The sequence below is a fragment of the Alkalihalobacillus sp. BA299 genome, from assembly GCF_017745675.1.
GTDB lineage: Bacteria > Bacillota > Bacilli > Bacillales > Bacillaceae_F > Alkalihalobacterium.
Genome location: NZ_JAFLJM010000014.1, coordinates 121998 through 141026, shown reverse-complemented (window position 1 = coordinate 141026; position 19029 = coordinate 121998). Strand labels below are relative to the sequence as shown.

21 protein-coding genes are annotated in these 19029 nt (G+C 33.9%); 20 read left to right on the top strand and 1 reads right to left on the bottom strand.

The genetic code is table 11. The features are described from left to right. The 10 genes from J0N78_RS18145 to J0N78_RS18080 form a co-directional block, all read left to right on the top strand. A partial coding sequence (locus J0N78_RS18145; RefSeq protein ID WP_247747407.1) for an Ig-like domain-containing protein occupies nt 1-2358 on the top strand: 2358 nt, incomplete at its 5' end. Nucleotides 2359-2930: 572 nt separating this feature from the next. Beyond that, on the top strand, nt 2931-5486 hold the full coding sequence (locus tag J0N78_RS25935) for a zinc-ribbon domain-containing protein (protein ID WP_307794968.1): 2556 nt from the start codon (nt 2931-2933) through the stop codon (nt 5484-5486). Nucleotides 5487-6041: 555 nt separating this feature from the next. After that, nucleotides 6042-6371 carry a hypothetical protein gene (locus J0N78_RS18115; RefSeq protein WP_209124514.1) on the top strand — a complete coding sequence of 110 codons (330 nt, stop codon included), beginning with the start codon at nt 6042-6044 and terminating at the stop codon, nt 6369-6371. A 361-nt stretch (nt 6372-6732) separates the two neighbouring features. Further along, on the top strand, nt 6733-7269 hold the full coding sequence (locus J0N78_RS18110; RefSeq protein WP_209124513.1) for a hypothetical protein: 537 nt from the start codon (nt 6733-6735) through the stop codon (nt 7267-7269). A gap of 47 nt (nt 7270-7316) precedes the next feature. Then, entirely contained in the window at nt 7317-7676 is a 360-nt protein-coding gene (locus J0N78_RS18105) for a hypothetical protein (RefSeq protein WP_209124512.1), read from the top strand. A 78-nt stretch (nt 7677-7754) separates the two neighbouring features. After that, nucleotides 7755-7997 carry a hypothetical protein gene (locus tag J0N78_RS18100; protein WP_209124511.1) on the top strand — a complete coding sequence of 81 codons (243 nt, stop codon included), beginning with the start codon at nt 7755-7757 and terminating at the stop codon, nt 7995-7997. 176 nt (nt 7998-8173) lie between these two features. Beyond that, nucleotides 8174-8329, top strand: coding sequence for a hypothetical protein (locus J0N78_RS18095; RefSeq protein ID WP_209124510.1), 156 nt, complete (start codon nt 8174-8176; stop codon nt 8327-8329). A 55-nt stretch (nt 8330-8384) separates the two neighbouring features. Continuing rightward, entirely contained in the window at nt 8385-8693 is a 309-nt protein-coding gene (locus J0N78_RS18090) for a hypothetical protein (protein WP_209124509.1), read from the top strand. Nucleotides 8694-8801: 108 nt separating this feature from the next. Further along, entirely contained in the window at nt 8802-9725 is a 924-nt protein-coding gene (locus J0N78_RS18085) for a hypothetical protein (RefSeq protein WP_209124508.1), read from the top strand. 39 nt (nt 9726-9764) lie between these two features. Then, on the top strand, nt 9765-11543 hold the full coding sequence (locus J0N78_RS18080) for a phosphoadenosine phosphosulfate reductase domain-containing protein (RefSeq protein WP_209124507.1): 1779 nt from the start codon (nt 9765-9767) through the stop codon (nt 11541-11543). 118 nt (nt 11544-11661) lie between these two features. On the opposite strand, the gene J0N78_RS18075 is transcribed toward J0N78_RS18080, so the two are convergent. Next, nucleotides 11662-11865: a hypothetical protein gene (locus tag J0N78_RS18075; RefSeq protein WP_209124506.1), complete on the bottom strand. Its 204-nt coding sequence runs from the start codon at nt 11863-11865 to the stop codon at nt 11662-11664. Nucleotides 11866-12066: 201 nt separating this feature from the next. Between J0N78_RS18075 and J0N78_RS18070 the strand changes: the two genes are divergently transcribed. The 10 genes from J0N78_RS18070 (at nt 12067) to J0N78_RS18025 (ending at nt 19026) form a co-directional block, all read left to right on the top strand. After that, nucleotides 12067-12936: an ATP-dependent DNA ligase gene (locus J0N78_RS18070; protein WP_209124505.1), complete on the top strand. Its 870-nt coding sequence runs from the start codon at nt 12067-12069 to the stop codon at nt 12934-12936. 65 nt (nt 12937-13001) lie between these two features. Next, nucleotides 13002-13154, top strand: a complete 153-nt coding sequence (locus J0N78_RS18065) for a hypothetical protein (RefSeq protein WP_209124504.1) — start codon at nt 13002-13004, stop codon at nt 13152-13154. Between the two features lie 295 nt (nt 13155-13449). Continuing rightward, the gene (locus J0N78_RS18060; protein ID WP_209124503.1) at nt 13450-13767 is read left to right on the top strand and encodes a DUF6018 family natural product bioysynthesis protein; all 318 of its coding nucleotides are present in this window, start codon (nt 13450-13452) and stop codon (nt 13765-13767) included. A gap of 155 nt (nt 13768-13922) precedes the next feature. Next, nucleotides 13923-14393, top strand: coding sequence for a single-stranded DNA-binding protein (ssb, locus tag J0N78_RS18055; protein ID WP_209124502.1), 471 nt, complete (start codon nt 13923-13925; stop codon nt 14391-14393). Nucleotides 14394-14497: 104 nt separating this feature from the next. Further along, a complete protein-coding gene (locus J0N78_RS18050) occupies nt 14498-14776 on the top strand; it encodes a hypothetical protein (protein ID WP_209124501.1) in 279 nt (92 codons plus the stop codon). Nucleotides 14777-14875: 99 nt separating this feature from the next. Beyond that, nucleotides 14876-15490 carry a hypothetical protein gene (locus J0N78_RS18045; RefSeq protein WP_209124500.1) on the top strand — a complete coding sequence of 205 codons (615 nt, stop codon included), beginning with the start codon at nt 14876-14878 and terminating at the stop codon, nt 15488-15490. A 40-nt stretch (nt 15491-15530) separates the two neighbouring features. Then, nucleotides 15531-15734 carry a hypothetical protein gene (locus J0N78_RS18040; protein ID WP_209124499.1) on the top strand — a complete coding sequence of 68 codons (204 nt, stop codon included), beginning with the start codon at nt 15531-15533 and terminating at the stop codon, nt 15732-15734. A 68-nt stretch (nt 15735-15802) separates the two neighbouring features. Further along, nucleotides 15803-15982: a hypothetical protein gene (locus tag J0N78_RS18035; RefSeq protein ID WP_209124498.1), complete on the top strand. Its 180-nt coding sequence runs from the start codon at nt 15803-15805 to the stop codon at nt 15980-15982. A 26-nt stretch (nt 15983-16008) separates the two neighbouring features. Beyond that, nucleotides 16009-17076, top strand: coding sequence for a DUF6094 domain-containing protein (locus J0N78_RS18030; protein WP_247747405.1), 1068 nt, complete (start codon nt 16009-16011; stop codon nt 17074-17076). 99 nt (nt 17077-17175) lie between these two features. Continuing rightward, the gene (locus tag J0N78_RS18025) at nt 17176-19026 is read left to right on the top strand and encodes an LPD1 domain-containing protein (RefSeq protein WP_209124497.1); all 1851 of its coding nucleotides are present in this window, start codon (nt 17176-17178) and stop codon (nt 19024-19026) included. The last annotated feature ends 3 nt before the right edge of the window (nt 19027-19029 follow it).

The window sequence follows — 19029 nt, the reverse complement described above, 5'->3', positions numbered from 1 at the left end:
TATTACATTGATAAGGTCAATCCAAATGGAACATTTAGTCCTAATAGTAAGTCTTGGACTAATTCTAATATCACTGTTGGTTTAGATGTTAGCGACTCTCGTTCAGGAATAAAACAGTTTAGATACCGTACTTATTCAAATGGAACGTGGAGTTCATATAGTTCATGGATAACCGGCACTAGCACCGATATTACATTATCAACCGAAGGACAAAATCGTATCCATATTCAATCCGAAGATAAAGCGGGGAATATTGGTAATGATTATTCAGGTTACTATTACATTGATAAGGTCAATCCAAATGGAACATTTAGTCCTAATAGTAAGTCTTGGACTAATTCTAATATCACTGTTGGTTTAGATGTTAGCGACTCTCGTTCAGGAATAAAACAGTTTAGATACCGTACTTATTCAAATGGAACGTGGAGTTCATATAGTTCATGGATAACCGGCACTAGCACCGATATTACATTATCAACCGAAGGACAAAATCGTATCCATATTCAATCCGAAGATAAAGCAGGGAATATAGGTAATGATTATTCAGGTTACTATTACATTGATAAGACTGATCCAAATAACTATTCCCACGGAATAACTGGACATACTTATAAAAATGGGGATAATTATTGGGTGAAACCGAACCAAAGCTTGGATGTTCGATTACGTGCCTATGATTATTCATCACGAGTGTATCTAAGTTATATTCGTTTGTATGGTTCGTCGGATGCTCGTTCTCAACACAATTGGAATAGCAGCGATTCTACACATCTAAATAACTATCTAACTAGTAGTGACATAATTGTTAATTCAGTATCGAGAACATATAAAAGTAGTGATAATCGATATAAAGAAGTTACTTTTAATGTGACACCGAAAACACATGGTCAATATTATAACGTGTATAGTTTGTATCGGGATAATGCTACAAATTGGAGCGACAATTACTCCTGGTATTCAACAGGCATGACTATTCGAACAGATGCTGTAGCACCGACTCACGTTTCAAATGGAGTTTATGGAGCTAGATTTGTTAATGGTGGTGATTACTGGATTCGACCTAATGACAATGTTGATATAAGGGTAAGACAAAACGATCCTCATTCTGGTAACAAATTTCAAAATTTACGATTTACTGGTAGTGACGTTGATGCCCGTTCACAACATTTGTTTAGCAATTCTAGCACACATAATAATCATTGGATGACAAGTTCTCATGTGAGTATTAATTCAGCCCATCGTGAAGAAAACACAAATTATGGCCGTGTTTTATGGAATGTGACAGCAAAAACACATGGACATACGTATGATATTCAATATTATTTTAGGGATAACGTAAATAATTCCAGAGGTTATCTTAATACTGGTAAACGTTTAAGAATAGATGGTGTTGCTCCATCTGTTGTCTATAGAAATAAAGAAGATACTAGCAATTTCACGAGCAGAGATTGGTCAGATGATGACATTGAAGTGCGTTTGAAGTATAGTGACTCACATTCGGGTTATAAACGGTCTCGATATGTTTGGACATTATCTCCTAGTACACCAAGTGAAAGTGAATGGTCTGCTTGGACAACTGATTCGAACTATGTTGTTACAAAAACAACAAAGGGAAAATGGTATCTTCATACCCAAATGCAGGATAATGTTGGTAACACAAGAACAGTCGTAAATGGAGAATACCGTTTAAATCATTATCCAGTAGCAGGATTTGAATTTGATAGCGGCACTTACTATATAGGTGACGCTATCAGCGTAACAAGTTTGTCCTATGATCCAGATGGTGATCCAATTACTCATGATTATGAGATTACAAAACCAGACAACACGAAAGTCACTTTTACAACACCTAACTTTACTTATGTTCCTGATATACCAGGTAATTACAAATTTACACTAACAGTAACAGATAACACCGGATTTTCAGACACTGTTTCAGCTACTATTTATGTTAATGACTTAACCCTAACAGGAAAGGTGCTTCATACTCCTGAGTGGGAATCAAAACACGATGCTTTAGGTCATGATCCATTAGAGTTTTATAGTGGAGAAAAATTTATACTTGAAGCGGATGTTACAGATTATCCAATTGATTATGTAACTGTAGATTTTGAAGGGACACAGGATAATGGTAATTTATATACTAGAACCATTACTTTATCCTATGCTTCGCCAACTCTTTATAGTGGAGAATTGTTTGATTCTCAGTTTACTGAAACAGGTACTACTCTTAAAAACGGAACTGTTAAATTCACCTTTACGGTGAGGTATGAAAACGGAATTGTAAAAACTGATGTTGTTTATCCGACCATCATCGGTTCGGTGTGGGACTACTTTAAAATTCACAGACGTTACTAAATTTTAATAATATGTTAATCATATTATTAAATGTCACAAATTATATTATAATTTGTCATAAAATCAGTATTAGCAAACCCTTGTTAATACTGGTTTTTTTATTTATTTCTTTAATAAGTGCTTTTTATTCCTTATGGTAAACTGACAATTAAAAAGTACTAAAATATATTGGTATTAATTATATTTGTCATAATTTGTTCCGTTTATGTCATAATTCGTATATGTTTTTAACTCCTTTGCTATCTCCACTTGTTTCATACATTTTTTGTGTAAGCGTAAGCTCATTTCTTTCTTAGTCAACTTTTCTTTTAACACTTTAACTACTTCATTCTTTTATAAGATTTTTTATCTTATTATAAGCAATAACAATTTTTTGCGAAAGTAAGTAAGAGATGTGAGTCTCTATTGTGAATAGGAGATGTGGTCACGATAGAATTAAGCAGCAAGACTTGTTTTATCACGTTTAAAGATTGCTGTTTGTAAAATAACTAAGTGACAGCTACCGTATTATGTTTTATATTGAGTTTAAGTTTAAGTTTAAGTTAATTTACTTTACTTTCCAATGAAAAATGGTGATTAAGTTCCACATTACAGAAAGGAGAGTCTTTAAAATTTCGCGAAAAGATAGCGTTACATTAGATAAATTTCCAAGTTTAATAAAGGAATGGCATTCTACAAAAAATGAAGAATTGTCTCCAAGTGAACTTACTAGCGGTTCCGGTAAAAAAGTTTGGTGGCAATGTGCAAAAGGTCACGAATGGCAAGCATTAATTTATTCCCGAACAAGTGGAAGAGGGTGCCCATATTGTTCAGGAAAAAGAGTTACTAAATCTACCTCACTTGGATTTAAACATCCAAACCTTTTAAAAGAATGGAATTATAAAAAAAATAAAGATATAGATCCATTTGCTGTTGCTCCCAAATCAAATAAAAAGGTTTGGTGGGAATGTAAAAATAAACATGAATGGAAAACATCTATTGCTCATAGGACTACTGATGGGACAAAATGCCCTTATTGTACAAATCAGAAAGTATCTAATTCTAATAGCTTAGCAACAAAATTTCCAGAGATCGCGAAAGAGTGGCATTCCATAAAAAACAATAAAAGTCCCAGCAAAGTAATAAGTGGTTCTAATAAAAGGGTTTGGTGGCTATGCGAACAAGGACATGAATGGCAGGCAACCATAATAGATAGAACAGAAAAAAAATACGGGTGTCCATACTGCTCTGGAAGAAGAGTAACTCTAGAAAACTGTTTAGCAACAGTGAATCCTAAAATTGCTGGAGAGTGGGTTCATAAGCGAAATGGTGATCTTACTCCTAGAGATGTTTTACCTAAATCAGGAAAAAAAGTATGGTGGCAATGTGAGCAAGGACATGAATGGCAGGCTACGGTCTATAACCGTACATATGGGTATGGATGCCCCTACTGTGTAGGACAGAAGGCATCTAGAGAAAATAACCTTTTGATTATTAGACCCGAAGTAGCAAAGCAATGGCATCCAACAAAAAATGATTCTTTAACCCCCCATGATGTTACCCCGAATTCTAAAATAGTAGTATGGTGGATTTGTCCAAAAGGGCACGAATGGCTAGAAGCTGTGGTAAAAAGAAAGAATAACAATTGTCCTTATTGTCAATCAATTGCTATACAAAAACCACAACTTCTTAAAGAATGGCATCCATTAAAAAATGGAGATTTATCGCCTTTTGATTTCACGCCTGGTTCTGATAAAAAGGTATGGTGGAAATGTGTAAAGGGGCATGAATGGAAAAGTAGTATATATAATAGAAGCAAAGGTGTTGGTTGCCCATTATGTAATGCATATACCCAAAGTTCATTTGCTGAAAAAGCTGTCTTTTATTATTTGTTAAGAGTATTTCCAGACTCTACGAGTAGATATATTTTTAACATTAATGACAAAGATTATGAAGTAGATATATACGTATCAAGTATTAATTTAGCCATTGAGTACGATGGGTATTATTATCATTCAAGTCATGATTCCTACAAAAGAGATCGAAACAAGAATAAAGCTTTACAAACTCAAGGAGTTAAACTTGTCAGAATACGAGAAGAAGGCTTGTTAAATTTTAATGAGGAACATCCTAAAGTGTTGATTAGAAAATATGATAAAGACGATCAATCGTTAAGTGAAGTTATTTTCGAATTAATTATGTATATAAAGAAAGTCCTCAATCATAATATCTTAATTCCAGAAATAGATGTAGAAAAGGATAGAACTTTAATTACTGAATTAATGGAGTATGGTGAAATAAAGAATAGTTTTGGAAAAGTAAGACCTGATTTAGTTAAAGAATGGAACAGTGAGAAAAATGGAAAATTAACCCCCTTTATGTTTAGTGCCGGTTCAACAAAAAAGGTATGGTGGCAATGTTCAAAAGGTCATGAATGGCAAGCTGGAATAAATAGTAGAGGTAGACAAAATGGAACTGGTTGTCCTTTTTGTGCAGGAAAAAAAGTAAACTTAGAAAATTGTTTAGAAACAATAAACCCTAGTCTAGCAGCAGAATGGCACCCCATAAAAAATAAAAAATTAACACCTAAAGATGTAACTTTGAACTCTGGAAAAAAAGTGTGGTGGCTTTGTTCCAAAGGACATGAATGGATATCGTCTATTAATCACAGATCCAATGGTAAAGGGTGTCCTTTTTGTGCAGGTCAAAAAGTTTCTAATGATAATAGCCTTTCTATAAAAATGCCTGGATTGGCAATAGAGTGGCATTCAACAAAAAATAGTTTAACCCCCTATGATGTCACATGTGGATCGGGTAAAAAAGTATGGTGGCAATGTGAGCAAGGACATGAATGGCAGGCAACAATTAATAGCAGAGTAGGAGGTAGAAGGTGTCCATATTGCAGTGGAAGGAAACCGACTCCCGAAAACTGTTTGGAGACAGTATTTCCAAATTTAGCGACAGAATGGCACCCTATTAAAAACAAAGATATAACTCCTAGAGATGTTTTACCTAAGTCAGGAAAAAAAGTATGGTGGCAATGCGAGCAGGGACATGAATGGCAGGCAAAAATAAATAATCGAGCAAACCTTGGCAGAGGATGCCCGTATTGTAACAACCAAATTAAAATGTATAAGAGATATAATTAATGTAGTTAATGACAAACGAAATCAATTTGTAAATATGGTAATCGAGGCATTGAAAGTGATTATTTCAACCAGTAATAAGTCCATTTTTTCATTACGGGAAGTGGCCATGAAAATTCTGGCGTAGGTTTATGATATAAATTTATTAAAAATCGACCGTTATTTATGACATTAAATAATGTAATTCACATAATACCTTTTTGGAAGTCAGTTTTACTGGCTTCCATTTATTTTTCCTATAAATAGGGGTATTCAATTGTAGTAGTCCTAATTACCTAGGTGATTTTATAGGTATTTATTCCCCTTTTTAGTTAAATGTTCACTTTTAATGGTTTTTCATTTCTGTTATTATGGTATTATTAATAATTTTACTATCCCTACAAATTTTTCTTTGATCACGAACTATATAATACCTAAAAAAATTAGTTATATTTGTTTAATTTTTAAAAAAAGGATAGAATTAAATACTTTTCAATTTTTAATCAATTACTATAATGGTAACAGTTTGTTTCAGAAAGGTAGGTTATAGTAGTGATAACTAAGGAGAGAGTCGAGTTTATGGGAATGGTCTTAAGCGATTACATCTTTCGAAAAACATACTTTCTTGCAGATGATAATACAGTGGTTGAATTTTTCTCATTAATTGAAGAGCGAAGAACTATATTTAAAAATAATCCAAAAGAAAATAGATTTACTGCAATCACTCTAAAAACTGATTTAAGAGAAATTCCTATAGATAATTTTGATGTATCTTTTGTAGAAAAATTAATGAATGAAGATGAAATCGTTGAAAAATACCGTGTTACAAAAGAGAAAAAGGATAAGCTTCTCCAATATAATTCTTTATTTGAAGCTAAAGCATCCGACTATCCAAAAAATCTAAATTAACAGTAGATATTATTGTTATTAATAGAGGTTTCATATATAATATAACTACATATAGTATTTCTTTTTAGTTTTTTTATTGTGCGACCATTTATTTAGGTCAGCAGAGTAGTTATTAAATTTCAAGAGCCCTTCGGGTTCAGACTAGAACACTACCAGTGTGTTCATTTTTATTAGTCTGTTCCTTGAAGGGCTTTTTTGCATTTTAAGGAGGTGAGAGGAAGTAGTTTATTAATCTAGTCTTTTTTCAGATTTAAGGGTGTATTTTCTAAAAAACTTTTTTGAAAGGGTGTTTTGTTTATGCTATTTAAGCATCAACTAAGTTGTTCTGTGAATTGTATTATTGGAAGCGGGGTTTTTATGTATGTTTAAGATAACGTGTTTTATCGAACATTCTCCCGAAAAACTTTCAGCTGCATTAACTGGATTACATTTTCAGAATAAAAAAGAAGGATTTATTTGGAGTGTAGATGGCCACATTTTTAGAATTGAACCGTTCAAATATCAAGGTAGAGCCACTAATTCTTATGGTTATCGTGTTTATTTTGACGGGTCTATTGATGGTGGGATTTATTTATTCGATTTATCTATGGGTTTTTTAAATCCAAAGGTTACGGGTGTTGAATATAATCTTTATCATCAAAACAGAGATAAAAATGATTGGTTAAAAGACTTAAATTCTCGAAAATCGTATCAGAAATCAGATACACTCGGTATTTACCGAAAAGGGAATGTTGGAGTCGTGGTATTAGATGATTGTGTGAATTTACAAATTCGTGCAACAAAAAAACGGTCATTAAAATTGATTGAGTGTTTGAAGCAGATCGATATGATACAGGAAGAAATTAAACCTGTTGAATACGATCTTTTTTCAATTCTGGAAGAAGGTGTTGCTATATGACCTTCGACTTTTATGTTGGAAACACTCAGTATACCGTTGGAGAGAGTATGATTCGAAAGAATGGAGAAGTTATTTTTCAAGGAAAACTCTATATTTATAGGTTGATCTTTGGAATGCCAGCTTTAATCATCATTAGCGAGAATGAAAACATTTCTCCTAAAGTGTTTAAAACCGGTAATGTTACTTCTATTCTTCCACACTATGAATTTTTAGAAGGTGAACAACAACCCACTAAACTCATTTATCAAATTGAATTTAAAAAACAGGGTTCACGTTCTATAAGAGGTTATAGTTGTCTTGCAGTATCTGATGTTCATGCAGCACAGCTTTTTCGAATTCGATATAAGGAAGAAGAAGCCATGATTTTATCTATTTCTTTATCGGAAAGAGAACAAAAACAAGCGTAAATTTTTCAGAGTGTAGTAAGAGATGGTGCAACGGAGCCTCTCTTTTTTTATTTCAAAATACCGAATGGAGTGTTCAAAATGAATAAAACAATAGATTTTCTTTCAAATAAAAAAAATAAACAGCGTCTTTTACGCCTTTTAAAGAAGAACGGAGAGTATTTAGGATTTCGTAAAACAGAAGGATTTATTTATCTTCTTAATATTGGAGAAGTCGATGGGAATGCCGTATTTATTGAAGTAGCACTAAATAACGGTGATTTAACCATTCTCGGTACTCATGTTGGTGAAGAAGTTAATGAATTTATTCATATTGCAAATTAATCATTTTTTAATAGGGAGGAATTTAATATGTTAAACAGTAGTCAAAGAGATGTTTGGGGGCTAAATTTAAGCCATACCGCTGCTTAATTACTAAACTTTTGAGAAAGTACTTAATAAACCAAGTGAGACAGTATGAGATTTATTCATACTGTCTTTCTATTTAAGGAGGATACACGATGATAGATAAAAAGACTGGTAAGGCTTATCGGAAATTGGTTACTGCTAGTTCACAATATGAAGCGTTTAAGATTATCGACAGATTAGATCCTCATATTGCAAAACGAGTATTACTTACGCTTTTTATGAATTCAAATCAATACGCTAAACAATAAGTTTTACCTAAAACAGTCTTGAATTCTACAAACTTCTTAATCGGAGGGATTACAAATGAAATTTAACACTATTAAGGATTTACCTTTAGTTATTGGAAATGTTCTAGATTCAAATAATTTTATCAATAAGTCTTTTGCTATGACTGTTGATCAAATTCCTTATTTTATTATGGAACATAGAACAAGTAATAATCGTTTACGGGTTCTTGCTCCTGTAACGGAATTTCCCTTACTAGAGGTAGATAACGGAGTTTTGGATGATTGTTGTGAAGAAGAATACCTAAATGAATTGTTTAGTACTTTGCTTAATTTACATGCAGGAATCGAAGAAGCTAGAGAGTTTAAGCCATTATGTCAAACATAATGAGTAAATAAACACATTTTTCATTAACCAAATAGCCCCTTCCTAGTGGGAGTAAACTAATCATACTCCCCGTGTACTAGGTGGGGAGTCTATTGGAGGAATTTTAAAATGAAAAGAAATTGTGAATGTAAATTTGATGGTTTTGAACTTGTACGTTGTGAAACGTGTTTAGAGTATGAAAAGTTTAAAGAGGGACTAGAAACTGAACCTACAGAGGTAGCGGGGTCCATAATGGAGGATTTACTTGAAAATCGCTTTTATCAACGTATGAAGATGGCTGAAGATAACACTAAAGCTATAAAGAAAACTTTGAGAGAACAATTAGAAAGTCATGAGAGCAAAAGGCATGAATTTAAAAACCATAACCTAGTCGCTAAGTTTGTTGCTAAAAAAGTAGCGAACACCGACTATGAAGGGTTAAATGAATTTTTAAATGATATCGGTTTACTTGTGCCTACTGTAAAGCTTAATCATAAAGACATTAAGAAGGATGCTCTATTGTTAGATGCTTTTTCTCCATATCAATTGGAACAAAAGTATAAACTTCATATTGCATTCAATAAAGAGGGGAAATTAATCAAACAATATCCTACACAAAGTTTTGAGGAACAATGTATCAATGAACTAATCGATTCTTATTCAAACTGGAATAGTGAACACAAACGCTTAGTGACTCAGTATGAGGAAACTAAAATTGAATTGCTTGCTTGCCCAATATTGAAAAAAGAAAAGAAGGTTAGCCATAAATATGGTTCTGTATCAAGAGTAGCCTTAGATCCTGAATATAACATTTCGCAAATTTACGATGAATTAGGAGCCGATTTCCTTATTCGTTACGGTAAACCGGATTCAGAGAAGTTACAGGAATTTGTATATAAAGGATTGCTTTCTCAAAAAGACATAGACCAATTTAAACAAGTCATTGATATTCGATTAGATTTCATCGTGCTTACATTGGATGCCGAAGAAAGAATGCTTTCCATGTTACACAATAAAAAGATGATAGCAGCTCAAAATCGACGTATTGGATAAATAGGAAAACATTAAATATTAAAGGGAGGGAATGTCCTCTTGCTAAGCATATTAGCAGGGGGACTCCCCTCTTTATGCTTAGTAATGACAACAAACATGAATGATATTTTTGAGAATATAAAAGAACATATGAAGGAAGTTTACCTTCGAGAAAAGAAAACATTAGCTATGGCTTTTAGTGGTGGAAAAGATAGTACTTTAATGCTTCTTTTATTGTGGGAAATGCTTGCTTCTTTACCGTTAGAACAACGGACTAAAAAGGTTCACCTTATTTCTTCAGATACAGGTGTCGAAACACCAGATATGACCGATTATGTCTATCGTGCCATATCTTCCATACAAAAATCTGCTAAAGAGCAACAGATCCCAATTGAAGCTACCATGATTCAACCTAGTTTGAAACAGAGCTTTTGGTGGAAAATTCTTGGTCGAGGTACTTTAATTTCTACACCAAATACTCGTCATAGATGGTGTACGCATACACTTAAGATTTCTCCTACACAAGAGAAGTTAAAGGAGTTATTGGCAACCGCTCCCGTTCGTTTTGATAACCAAGATAAGTATCAGCTGATTTTAATGTTGGGGACCCGTTTAGAAGAGTCAGCGCGACGTAAAGCATCAATGGAGCATTTTCAATTGAGCGAAGAATCACTTTTTAGTCGGCATAGTGATTTCGATGAAATACTATGTTATTCCCCATTAAAATTTGTCACCGCTGATGAATTATGGTTCAAACTCATGGATTATACAATATTCCCATTTGGTGTTGATTTTCAAGAATTAACAGTCCAATATGGTGAATCAGTCATGGAATGTGGAGTCAAGGTTTCGAGTGAACAAGGTAATTCTTGTGGTAGTGCTGGAAGTAGACAAGGTTGCTGGACTTGCGGTTTAATCAGTGGCAAAGACCCTATGCTTGTTCGTCACATTGAAGAAGGAAAATCTAAATATCAGTACCTTTTAGATTGGAAAACCTTGATGTTACGAATGAGAAATGACATACGCTTTCGAGAAGTCTTACCGCGACAACAATTCAATAAAAAATTGAAGGAATTAGCGGAAAAACGGAAAAAGAAAAAGCAAGTAGGTTTATTTGAGTTATTCGATGAACACGCACATACAGACCGTTATATGACGTTTCAAAAAGCTGAGAGGGATGAATATTCTCCAGGTGCAATGACAGTAGAAGGTCGTCGTATTCTATTAGAATACTTGCTATATATTCAAGAACAGACCAACTATAAACTCATTCATGAATACGAAGTGAATGCTATCCTCGATTGTTGGAAGGAGCTTGATGGAATTATTGTAAAGCGTGAGGATTTGAAACCAAAGGAATTTTCTTATGATGGAGAAGTTATTTTTCTTCCAGATAAGAAGATCAACAAGAAATTAACGACAAATCCTAATCCTGTTTTTTATGTGACAATCGATATGTCGATGGAAGAAGGAGAGCTTTATGAATTCTTTAAAGAACGCCAACAAGCTACTGGACAAAGTTATTTCTTCTTTCCCGCTACAATGGACTTTAAAGAACTTACCATTGTATATAACCAAGTTACTTTCGTTGTGTACAAGGAAGGTATTCTAGAGTCTATTGAAGCGCATAATGAGATTTTTAGATGGTTAGGGTGGCATTACGGTTCATTTACCGAGAAAACGAAAAAAGCGGCCTTAAATCATTTGATGCTAAGTGCTATTGGTGAAGGTTTAATCCATAGACAAAAAGAGAAAGAAAAAGAAAAGTTACGTTCAATGCCTAAAGTAGAGGTTCCAGTTATGGAAAATGATAATGGACAATTTACTTTAGCAATTTAACATAGAAATTGCCTTGAAGACTCAATGAGTTTCAGGGCTTTTTATTTTGGGGAGAAAGAGTAATAAAAAGAAAGAAGAAAGAACAAAAAATGCTCTTTCTTCAAGCCTTGTATTGCTCTTATACTGTTTCAAGAGAACGATATGATTTAGGGTGAAGTTTCCCTTCACCAATGTGAATCACTTTCTGATCCTCATGCGTTAACTCGAAAAGTTCCGAAGCTAATTCCTCTGAAACTCCGTAGGTCCAAGCTCGTTTAACATCTCCTGAGTCCTGATTCCACACAACAAGCCAGAATAGTTTAATTTCATTGTTTACTAACATATAACCACTTCCTTTTATATTTTTCGCAATTTATATGCGATATATATAATGGTAAATCATAAACTTTAGAATGGATATTATAGGGGATTTTTTTATTAAATGCATTTTCTTTACCATACACATCCATTTTTTCAATTAACCTACTATTAACTTTAGACCATTTTCTTGTTATTGTTATGTGATATAAAGGGGGAGTGTAATTTGCTTAATACACCAATTAAACCCATGCTTCTCCAACCTTCAACAACTATTCCCAAAGGGGAATTTCTACACCAATTAAAAATGGATGGGCATAGAACACTTTTACATTACGATCATGGGAAGATTAAAGTCTTTACCAGGCACATGAATGACGTAACTGCCAAATATCCTGAACTTCAACATATTAGACTGCCTGTAGATACTTGTATTTTGGATGGTGAACTTATTTGTTTTGATGAATCAGATCCACCAAAACCTTGTTTTGATAGTCTAACTACTCGTTTCCAAGCATCTAATCCAAATAAAATACAATCTCTTTTAAATACTTTACCGGTTTCATTTTCAGCATTTGATATTATTTTTCTTAATGGTCAAAGTCTAATTGATAAAAATTTAGCTTTTCGGTTTAATAAACTCCAATCCATTATTACGAATGAACCTTATATTTCGTTATGTCCAACCTTTTCAGATGGTGAGGCTCTCTTTGAGAAAATCGTAGAGTTAGGACTTGAGGGAGTTTGCAGTAAGTCGTTATCCGGTTTCTATCGTTTGAATGAAAGACCAACATCCAAAAGTAATGATGTATGGTTCAAAATTAAAAATTACCAGTACCAAATTATACAAATAGGAGCTTTGAGAAAAGGAGAATTTGGGTGGATGATGCTGCAAGATGGTAAGTATCGAGGGATTTTAGAATTTGTTCCACCTGATGAAAGGAAAGCATTTTATCAAGTTTCTAAACAGCTAGTTAAAGGTGAAGATAAAAAATATATCTACCTAGAACCACGTTTACAATGCAAGGTAAAATATCAATGCCTTTCCAAGAAAGGTTTAATGAGAAGTGCAAGTTTTGTAGAATTTATCTATTAACAATAATGCAGCATTGAAAATATGTTCATATTATTACGAACATAACTTCAATGCTTTTTTAATGTTTGATTATTGTTCGAATCTCTCATGATGAATACGGAAGTGGAACTGTCGTTGAATATCGAGATAATTACATATTTGTAGACCTAGATGATGGAGAAAAAATGATGTTCATCGCTACTGATTCTGTTATTGATTATAAAAATATTGAATTCTAATTTCATATATTGTCTTTTAATTTAAACAATAGTATTATAGATTTATAAGTATTTTTGTTTTTGTTTTTTTGTGTGCGACCTATATTTAAAGGTCAGCAGGGTAACTATTAAACTACGGAGCCATTTTGGTTCAGACTATGACACAACAAGTGTGTCTTTTATTAGTCCGAACCGAAATGGCTCTTTTTGCATTTTAGGGGGTGATTTTATCGAGTAGTAATGAATCTTTGTCTTTAATTGTTTTTTCAGATCAAAGGGTGTAGTTTAAAAAATTCTATTGAAAGGGTGTTTTATTGTGAAAGCAGCAGTTAACCAATCATTTGAAACTCTTAGTCAAGTTACGGAGGCATTTTCGTCAAATAGACGTTATGGAGCAGAAATTATTTTGCCTGATGGTGAACGTCGTTACTTCCGTAGCAGAAGTTGTAGTAAGAAGGAAGCCGAGAAAGAAATATTAGTCTATGTTGCTAGTATTGAAAATTACCTCAATCGACCTGTTTTTTGGCGCTTTGCTGGAGATAAGGTATATCGAATGGGTAATCTTGATGCTCCTAAAGGAAAGCTACGACAAAAGATCAAAAAAGCGGTTTTAGAATTTTTTGATTTAGACTAAGAGAAGGAGTGATATGATGGTCAGTTTTTTCATGGGAGTCATTTTTTTGTGTTGTGGAATTGGTTGTTTAATTTACAGGGATTTTCTCCTGAAATCATAACTTATTTCATCAATCTAAAAATCAAATTTAATTAAACATTTGGGAGGAAAACGAAATGAATCGCACAATACTTGTAGGACGTTTAACAAAGGACCCGGAGCTTAGATACACACCAAGTGGAGTAGCTGTTGCAACATTTACGTTAGCAGTTAATCGCACTTTCACGAATCAACAAGGTGAACGAGAGGCTGACTTTATTAATTGTGTTGTTTGGAGAAAGCCCGCTGAAAATGTTGCGAATTTCTTAAAAAAAGGAAGTCTTGCAGGAGTAGATGGTCGTCTTCAATCAAGAAGCTATGAAGGTCAGGATGGTAAGCGTGTTTTTGTAACTGAAGTTGTTGCAGAAAGTGTACAATTCTTGGAACCTAAAAATAGTAACAATGCACAGGGTGGCGGTAATCAACAAGGACAAGATAATTATGGCGCTAATCGTGGAAATAATCGTAATCAGAATTCTTACAATAATGATCCTTTTGCAAATGAAGGTCAACCTATTGATATTTCTGATGATGATTTGCCCTTTTGAGCAGCGTTGATGTAAATTGTCTTGAATTAACCAAAAGAGTGTTTTAATCCAATCGGATTGAACACTCTTTTTTATTTTATTAATCATTGAGAGGGTGAAGTAAGATGAATGAATATGAGGTAATTCGAAATGGTGAAAGTGTATTAACTGATTCTGCTGAAGGCATTCGTATTTGGATGGAAGATGAAATAGGAGATAAGCTTAACTTTATTGTCATGCTGCAAGAAAATGATGATGACGATGAGTTAGAAGTTTATTTGCATACTGACAATTACGAGGATCTAGAATCAGAACAACTTTTAAAACTTAATGAATTAGGATTATCTGAACATAATTCTCTTCAAGCTATTTGTAAGGTGTTAGACATAACCGTTCTTCAGTAAAACCTTAGTGCTTTTTATATAGCTTTCAATCCCTAGTGTAGAGGGGAATTAATCTAAACTCCCCCTACACAAAAAGGGGAGTTGAAAGGGTGTATATTAATGAATAAACAAGAGAAAATCAAAGTCATTAAAACCTTATCTGCAGGTGATGTAGTTACTTTAACCGATGGTAGAAAAGCCGAGTTCGTTGAAATAAAGCGAACAAAGTGGGTTGGCATTATCGAGGGTACACGTTACCGCATTCCAGCTGAAATGTTTGCAAATAAAGGAGAAGGACTTTCAGATGAAATTCTTTTAGAGAGAGCAAAAGCTCAGCAATCTAAACAACATGAACTTAATCAAAAGAAGACTCAACTTAAAGCACTAAAACCAGGTGACATTATTGAAGTATCTTCTGGTGAAAAGGTTGCTTTTCTTAAGTTGAACCGGACTAAGTTTATTGGGGAAGAAAACGATGGCATTCAATATAGCTATCCAATCTCCATGTTTGTGAAACTTGTTGAGAACAGAAAGCTAGATCCAAAGAAAGAAAGTATCAAAAAACTTGCTAAGAAATACAAAGGCCATACCATTCAAACTGGTTGGGGACCATCGAAAATTGGGTCACTATCAGCTGATGAAAGGTATGTAATCATGTATGAATTTGGTGAGGAACGATACGATTTAACTTTAGAGGACTTCTTAGAAGAAATGAAGTCTAATGGATTAGTTTAATAAACTCAATATCCGTTAATGGTTTGAAGGGAGAATATTTATGAGTAAGCAAAATCAGAGTGAAAATACTGTTGTATTCAATTTGGAAAAAATGAAGAAGTTTGCTGATCAAGATGCCTTAATTAAATTTATGGCCAACGATTTAGCAAAGAAAAATGGCAATTTAGAAGAAGCCTACCAAATTGTGTTTAACAGTGAAGTATTAGGAGATTCGACTATGGAGGATATATACAAATCTTTATAGTCCATTAAAGAAAAAGATCAATATTGGTCTTTTTCTTTTATTTTTAGAATCTTTAGGAGGAATGTTGGATGCCAAAAGCTGAGTTTATTTCTAAAAAACAATTAATCGATAAGCTGCAAAGCTATGGTTATGACCTTTTTTATGATGGAACAACGGATATTAATAAATCGGTTGTATATGAAATTGCTATCAATGAAGGTTATCGGTTTGAAGCAGCACTCGACCTTTGGGAAACACCCATTTATTAATCTAATTTTTAGGGAGGAATTTTAAAATGTCACATATCGGTAATAAGCTGCGTGCTGGATTTTTTGCTACCCCAGAACGTCAAGGAGAGTATATTTATCAACTATTAGATGTGCAATCAGATGGTGCTTGGTTTGACCCTACTTGTGGTGAAGGAGCAATTTTACAACAAATTGCCCAAAACCGTGAAAATGTAGAAATCAAAACCTATGGCGTCGAATTAGATAAAGGAAGGTTTGAAAAAGCCAACCAAGTCTTAGACCATTGTATTAATGCCCCGATTGAGTCAATGGTGATACAGAATGATGTTTTTTCTTGTGTCTTTCTAAATCCACCATATGATTTTACCATGAAGGGTATTGAAGATAATGGAGCGGAACGGAAAGAGTATCTAGAACTTGTTAGAAACACTAGATATCTTAAAGAAGGTGGAGTCATGATTTATGTAATCCCTTCTTACCGCTTTGCTGATAAAAAGATTGCTCGTCATTTAGCGAATTACTTTGAAAATATAGGAATGCTCCGTTTTAGTGATGAGGATTATGATGATTTTCGTCAATGTGTTTTTATTGGAACGAAAAAAAGAGGAAAGTTTAAAGATTTTAATGAAAAACTTTTGGAATTCCTAATGAATTTAGATAATGAGGATTTTGTTAAAACAAAAGTTACCCCTCTTAATCTATTAGTTGGGAAACATCAATGGACCGTTCCAGGTGGAGCTACAGAGTTACGGACATTCTACACAAAATTAGAGTTGAAAACCGATTATCATAATGCCATTCGCACTTCTAAGGGTATGGAACAATTTAAAGCCCGTACAAAGCCGAAAGAATTGGAAATTGGCGGTCACCCTATCTTACCATTAAATCAAGGTCAAATGGCGCTCTTACTTGCGTCAGGTGCTGTTAATGGGCTTTTAGGAGAAGGGGATGATCTTCATCTTGTACAAGGTCTTGAGATTGTTTCTAAAATCCAAGAAGAAGAAGTAAAAGTACATGATAGTGGGGCAAAGACTAAAATTATGAAAGAACGGACTAAGCGGGATGTTTCAGTTAAAGTTATTACACCCGCCGGATTAGTTCGTAAACTTGTGTAGAAGTATTTTATTAATCAATTTGAGAGTGTATTTATCAGAGAATGAGTCTTTAAGTAGACTTGTTCTCTTTTTTTATTAACTAAACAAGGAGAGGTATAAATGGCACAACAAATAAGTTTATTCGATATAGAGGCCAGTAATAAACCGGTAGATATTCGTACAGACGTACAAGGGAATCGTAAAATTTCCTATGACGTGGGTGAGGAAATTGCGGGGAGTAGAAAAAGTGAAGCTGCTTTACGAAAATTGTTTGCAGATAAAAAATCAGTAGAGCTATTGGATCAAATTGAAGGTAGTTCAGCTGTACTTGCTGCGGAATTAGTTTCAAAACAAGAATTGTTTGCAGATTTTTCACTGGAAGATGAAAAAGAGAAAGGTGTAGATGTTAAGGTTGCTCGATTAAAGCAATTGTTAATTCAACGTATCGACTCTCAGCCTTCAGACAGTGCAAAAACTCGTAAAGCCTATTTTCATGCTACTCAAGAATTGAAGAAGCGATTTAATGAATTGGTTACTTGGGAACAATTTAGTTCGTTTATCGACAAGATGAATAATCAACTTGTCTTTGAAGGATCTGACAGTACCTATACAGAAAACCACATTGCTAATTTGCGGAAGGAATTAAATGATACAGATAAGTCGGATACAAAGGCAGTTAATACTTTGAAAAGACGTATTGAATTAGCTGAGAAACGTTTAGATTGTATCATCGATGCAAATCAATGGAATTTCAGTGTATTAGGTAAATCCTTTAAAAACTTTTTCACCAAACAAGCGAGTATTAATAGTACCCTTAGTACCATTAACAAATTGCAGTCCTGGGATGAACTTCTTGCACCAAAAAAATCTACTAAAACAGGAAAGAAGAATAAGCCTGTTTGGGAAAGAGAGTTACCAGAACGACCTGACCGCAATGGTGGGCGAGTGACGAATGTAGAAAAGCCGGAAGATATGCTTCGTATCTTTATGTTCCGAGGAATACAATTTGGAAATTACGTTAATGACGACAAGGGATTAGAGCATATCTTTAGATGCTCCGAAGCTTTTCATGACCTTGCAGATATTTTAGGTGTTTCCGATTTTGATGTCTCCTTAAACTCCGATCTTGCCCTAGCTTTTGGTGCAAGAGGAAGAGGAAAGGCGCTTGCTCATTATGAGCCGCGCGAACGAGTCATTAATTTTACTCGGGATAAAGGTACTTTAGGTGTGACCGCTCATGAATGGTTTCATGCCTTAGATAACTTCCTGTTTTCGCATTCCCATAACCATAAAAATGGTCATATCGGATACTTATCAAATTTAGAGGGAATTGGCTTAACCATTGTAAGTGATATAAAAAATGCTATGAGTGACTTAATCAAAGAAATCAAAGAAGGAAACTCTTTATCTTATTTACAAAATGAAAATAAAGAAGGCGATAAATGGCGTGTTAGTTCTTCCTTTAAGGCTATGTATAGCAAATATAAAGGTGATTTAACAGCCATCATGACGCATTACTATCATGAAGCTAAGTCCCGCTTGGATTATCGAGTAAAGATGCTGTCTTTTTATAGTTCAAGTGACCGAGATAAAGAAGTTCAGAGGTTTGAACGTAGGATGGCAAGAGATTTAAAGAAAAGTGCTCAAGCTTTAGCCTGGTATCACGAACAACAAACAGGAGAAAGAGTAGAAAGCATTCCTTATCCAAGCGATAAAAGTGAGTTTTTCTTACAGTCTATCTCTTTAGATCGTGGTAAAGAAGGGAAGTATTGGTCCAGCAATGTTGAACTTGCAGCTCGTGCTTTTGAAGCATGGGTGCAAGATAAGTTAACAGAGCAAGGCAGACGTAGTGATTACCTTGTTTGTGGAACAAATGATTCCCTCGCTTATCCAACTGGAGAAGAACGCACTAAAATAAACGAAAAGATAGACGTATTTGTAGAAAAATTAACAAAATATGTTCTGTTCTAAGGG

Bases quoted from the DNA above. Each gene is read 5' to 3' on its own strand.
- J0N78_RS18110 (WP_209124513.1), top strand. From the start codon at position 6,733: ATGTTTAAGATAACGTGTTTTATCGAACATTCTCCCGAAAAACTTTCA.
- J0N78_RS18075 (WP_209124506.1), bottom strand. From the start codon at position 11,865: ATGTTAGTAAACAATGAAATTAAACTATTCTGGCTTGTTGTGTGGAAT.
- J0N78_RS18045 (WP_209124500.1), top strand. From the start codon at position 14,876: ATGAATAAACAAGAGAAAATCAAAGTCATTAAAACCTTATCTGCAGGT.
- J0N78_RS18105 (WP_209124512.1), top strand. From the start codon at position 7,317: ATGATTCGAAAGAATGGAGAAGTTATTTTTCAAGGAAAACTCTATATT.
- J0N78_RS18040 (WP_209124499.1), top strand. From the start codon at position 15,531: ATGAGTAAGCAAAATCAGAGTGAAAATACTGTTGTATTCAATTTGGAA.
- J0N78_RS18035 (WP_209124498.1), top strand. From the start codon at position 15,803: ATGCCAAAAGCTGAGTTTATTTCTAAAAAACAATTAATCGATAAGCTG.
- J0N78_RS18115 (WP_209124514.1), top strand. From the start codon at position 6,042: ATGGGAATGGTCTTAAGCGATTACATCTTTCGAAAAACATACTTTCTT.
- J0N78_RS18090 (WP_209124509.1), top strand. From the start codon at position 8,385: ATGAAATTTAACACTATTAAGGATTTACCTTTAGTTATTGGAAATGTT.
- J0N78_RS18095 (WP_209124510.1), top strand. From the start codon at position 8,174: ATGATAGATAAAAAGACTGGTAAGGCTTATCGGAAATTGGTTACTGCT.
- J0N78_RS18085 (WP_209124508.1), top strand. From the start codon at position 8,802: ATGAAAAGAAATTGTGAATGTAAATTTGATGGTTTTGAACTTGTACGT.
- ssb (WP_209124502.1), top strand. From the start codon at position 13,923: ATGAATCGCACAATACTTGTAGGACGTTTAACAAAGGACCCGGAGCTT.
- J0N78_RS18025 (WP_209124497.1), top strand. From the start codon at position 17,176: ATGGCACAACAAATAAGTTTATTCGATATAGAGGCCAGTAATAAACCG.
- J0N78_RS18100 (WP_209124511.1), top strand. From the start codon at position 7,755: ATGAATAAAACAATAGATTTTCTTTCAAATAAAAAAAATAAACAGCGT.
- J0N78_RS18050 (WP_209124501.1), top strand. From the start codon at position 14,498: ATGAATGAATATGAGGTAATTCGAAATGGTGAAAGTGTATTAACTGAT.
- J0N78_RS18030 (WP_247747405.1), top strand. From the start codon at position 16,009: ATGTCACATATCGGTAATAAGCTGCGTGCTGGATTTTTTGCTACCCCA.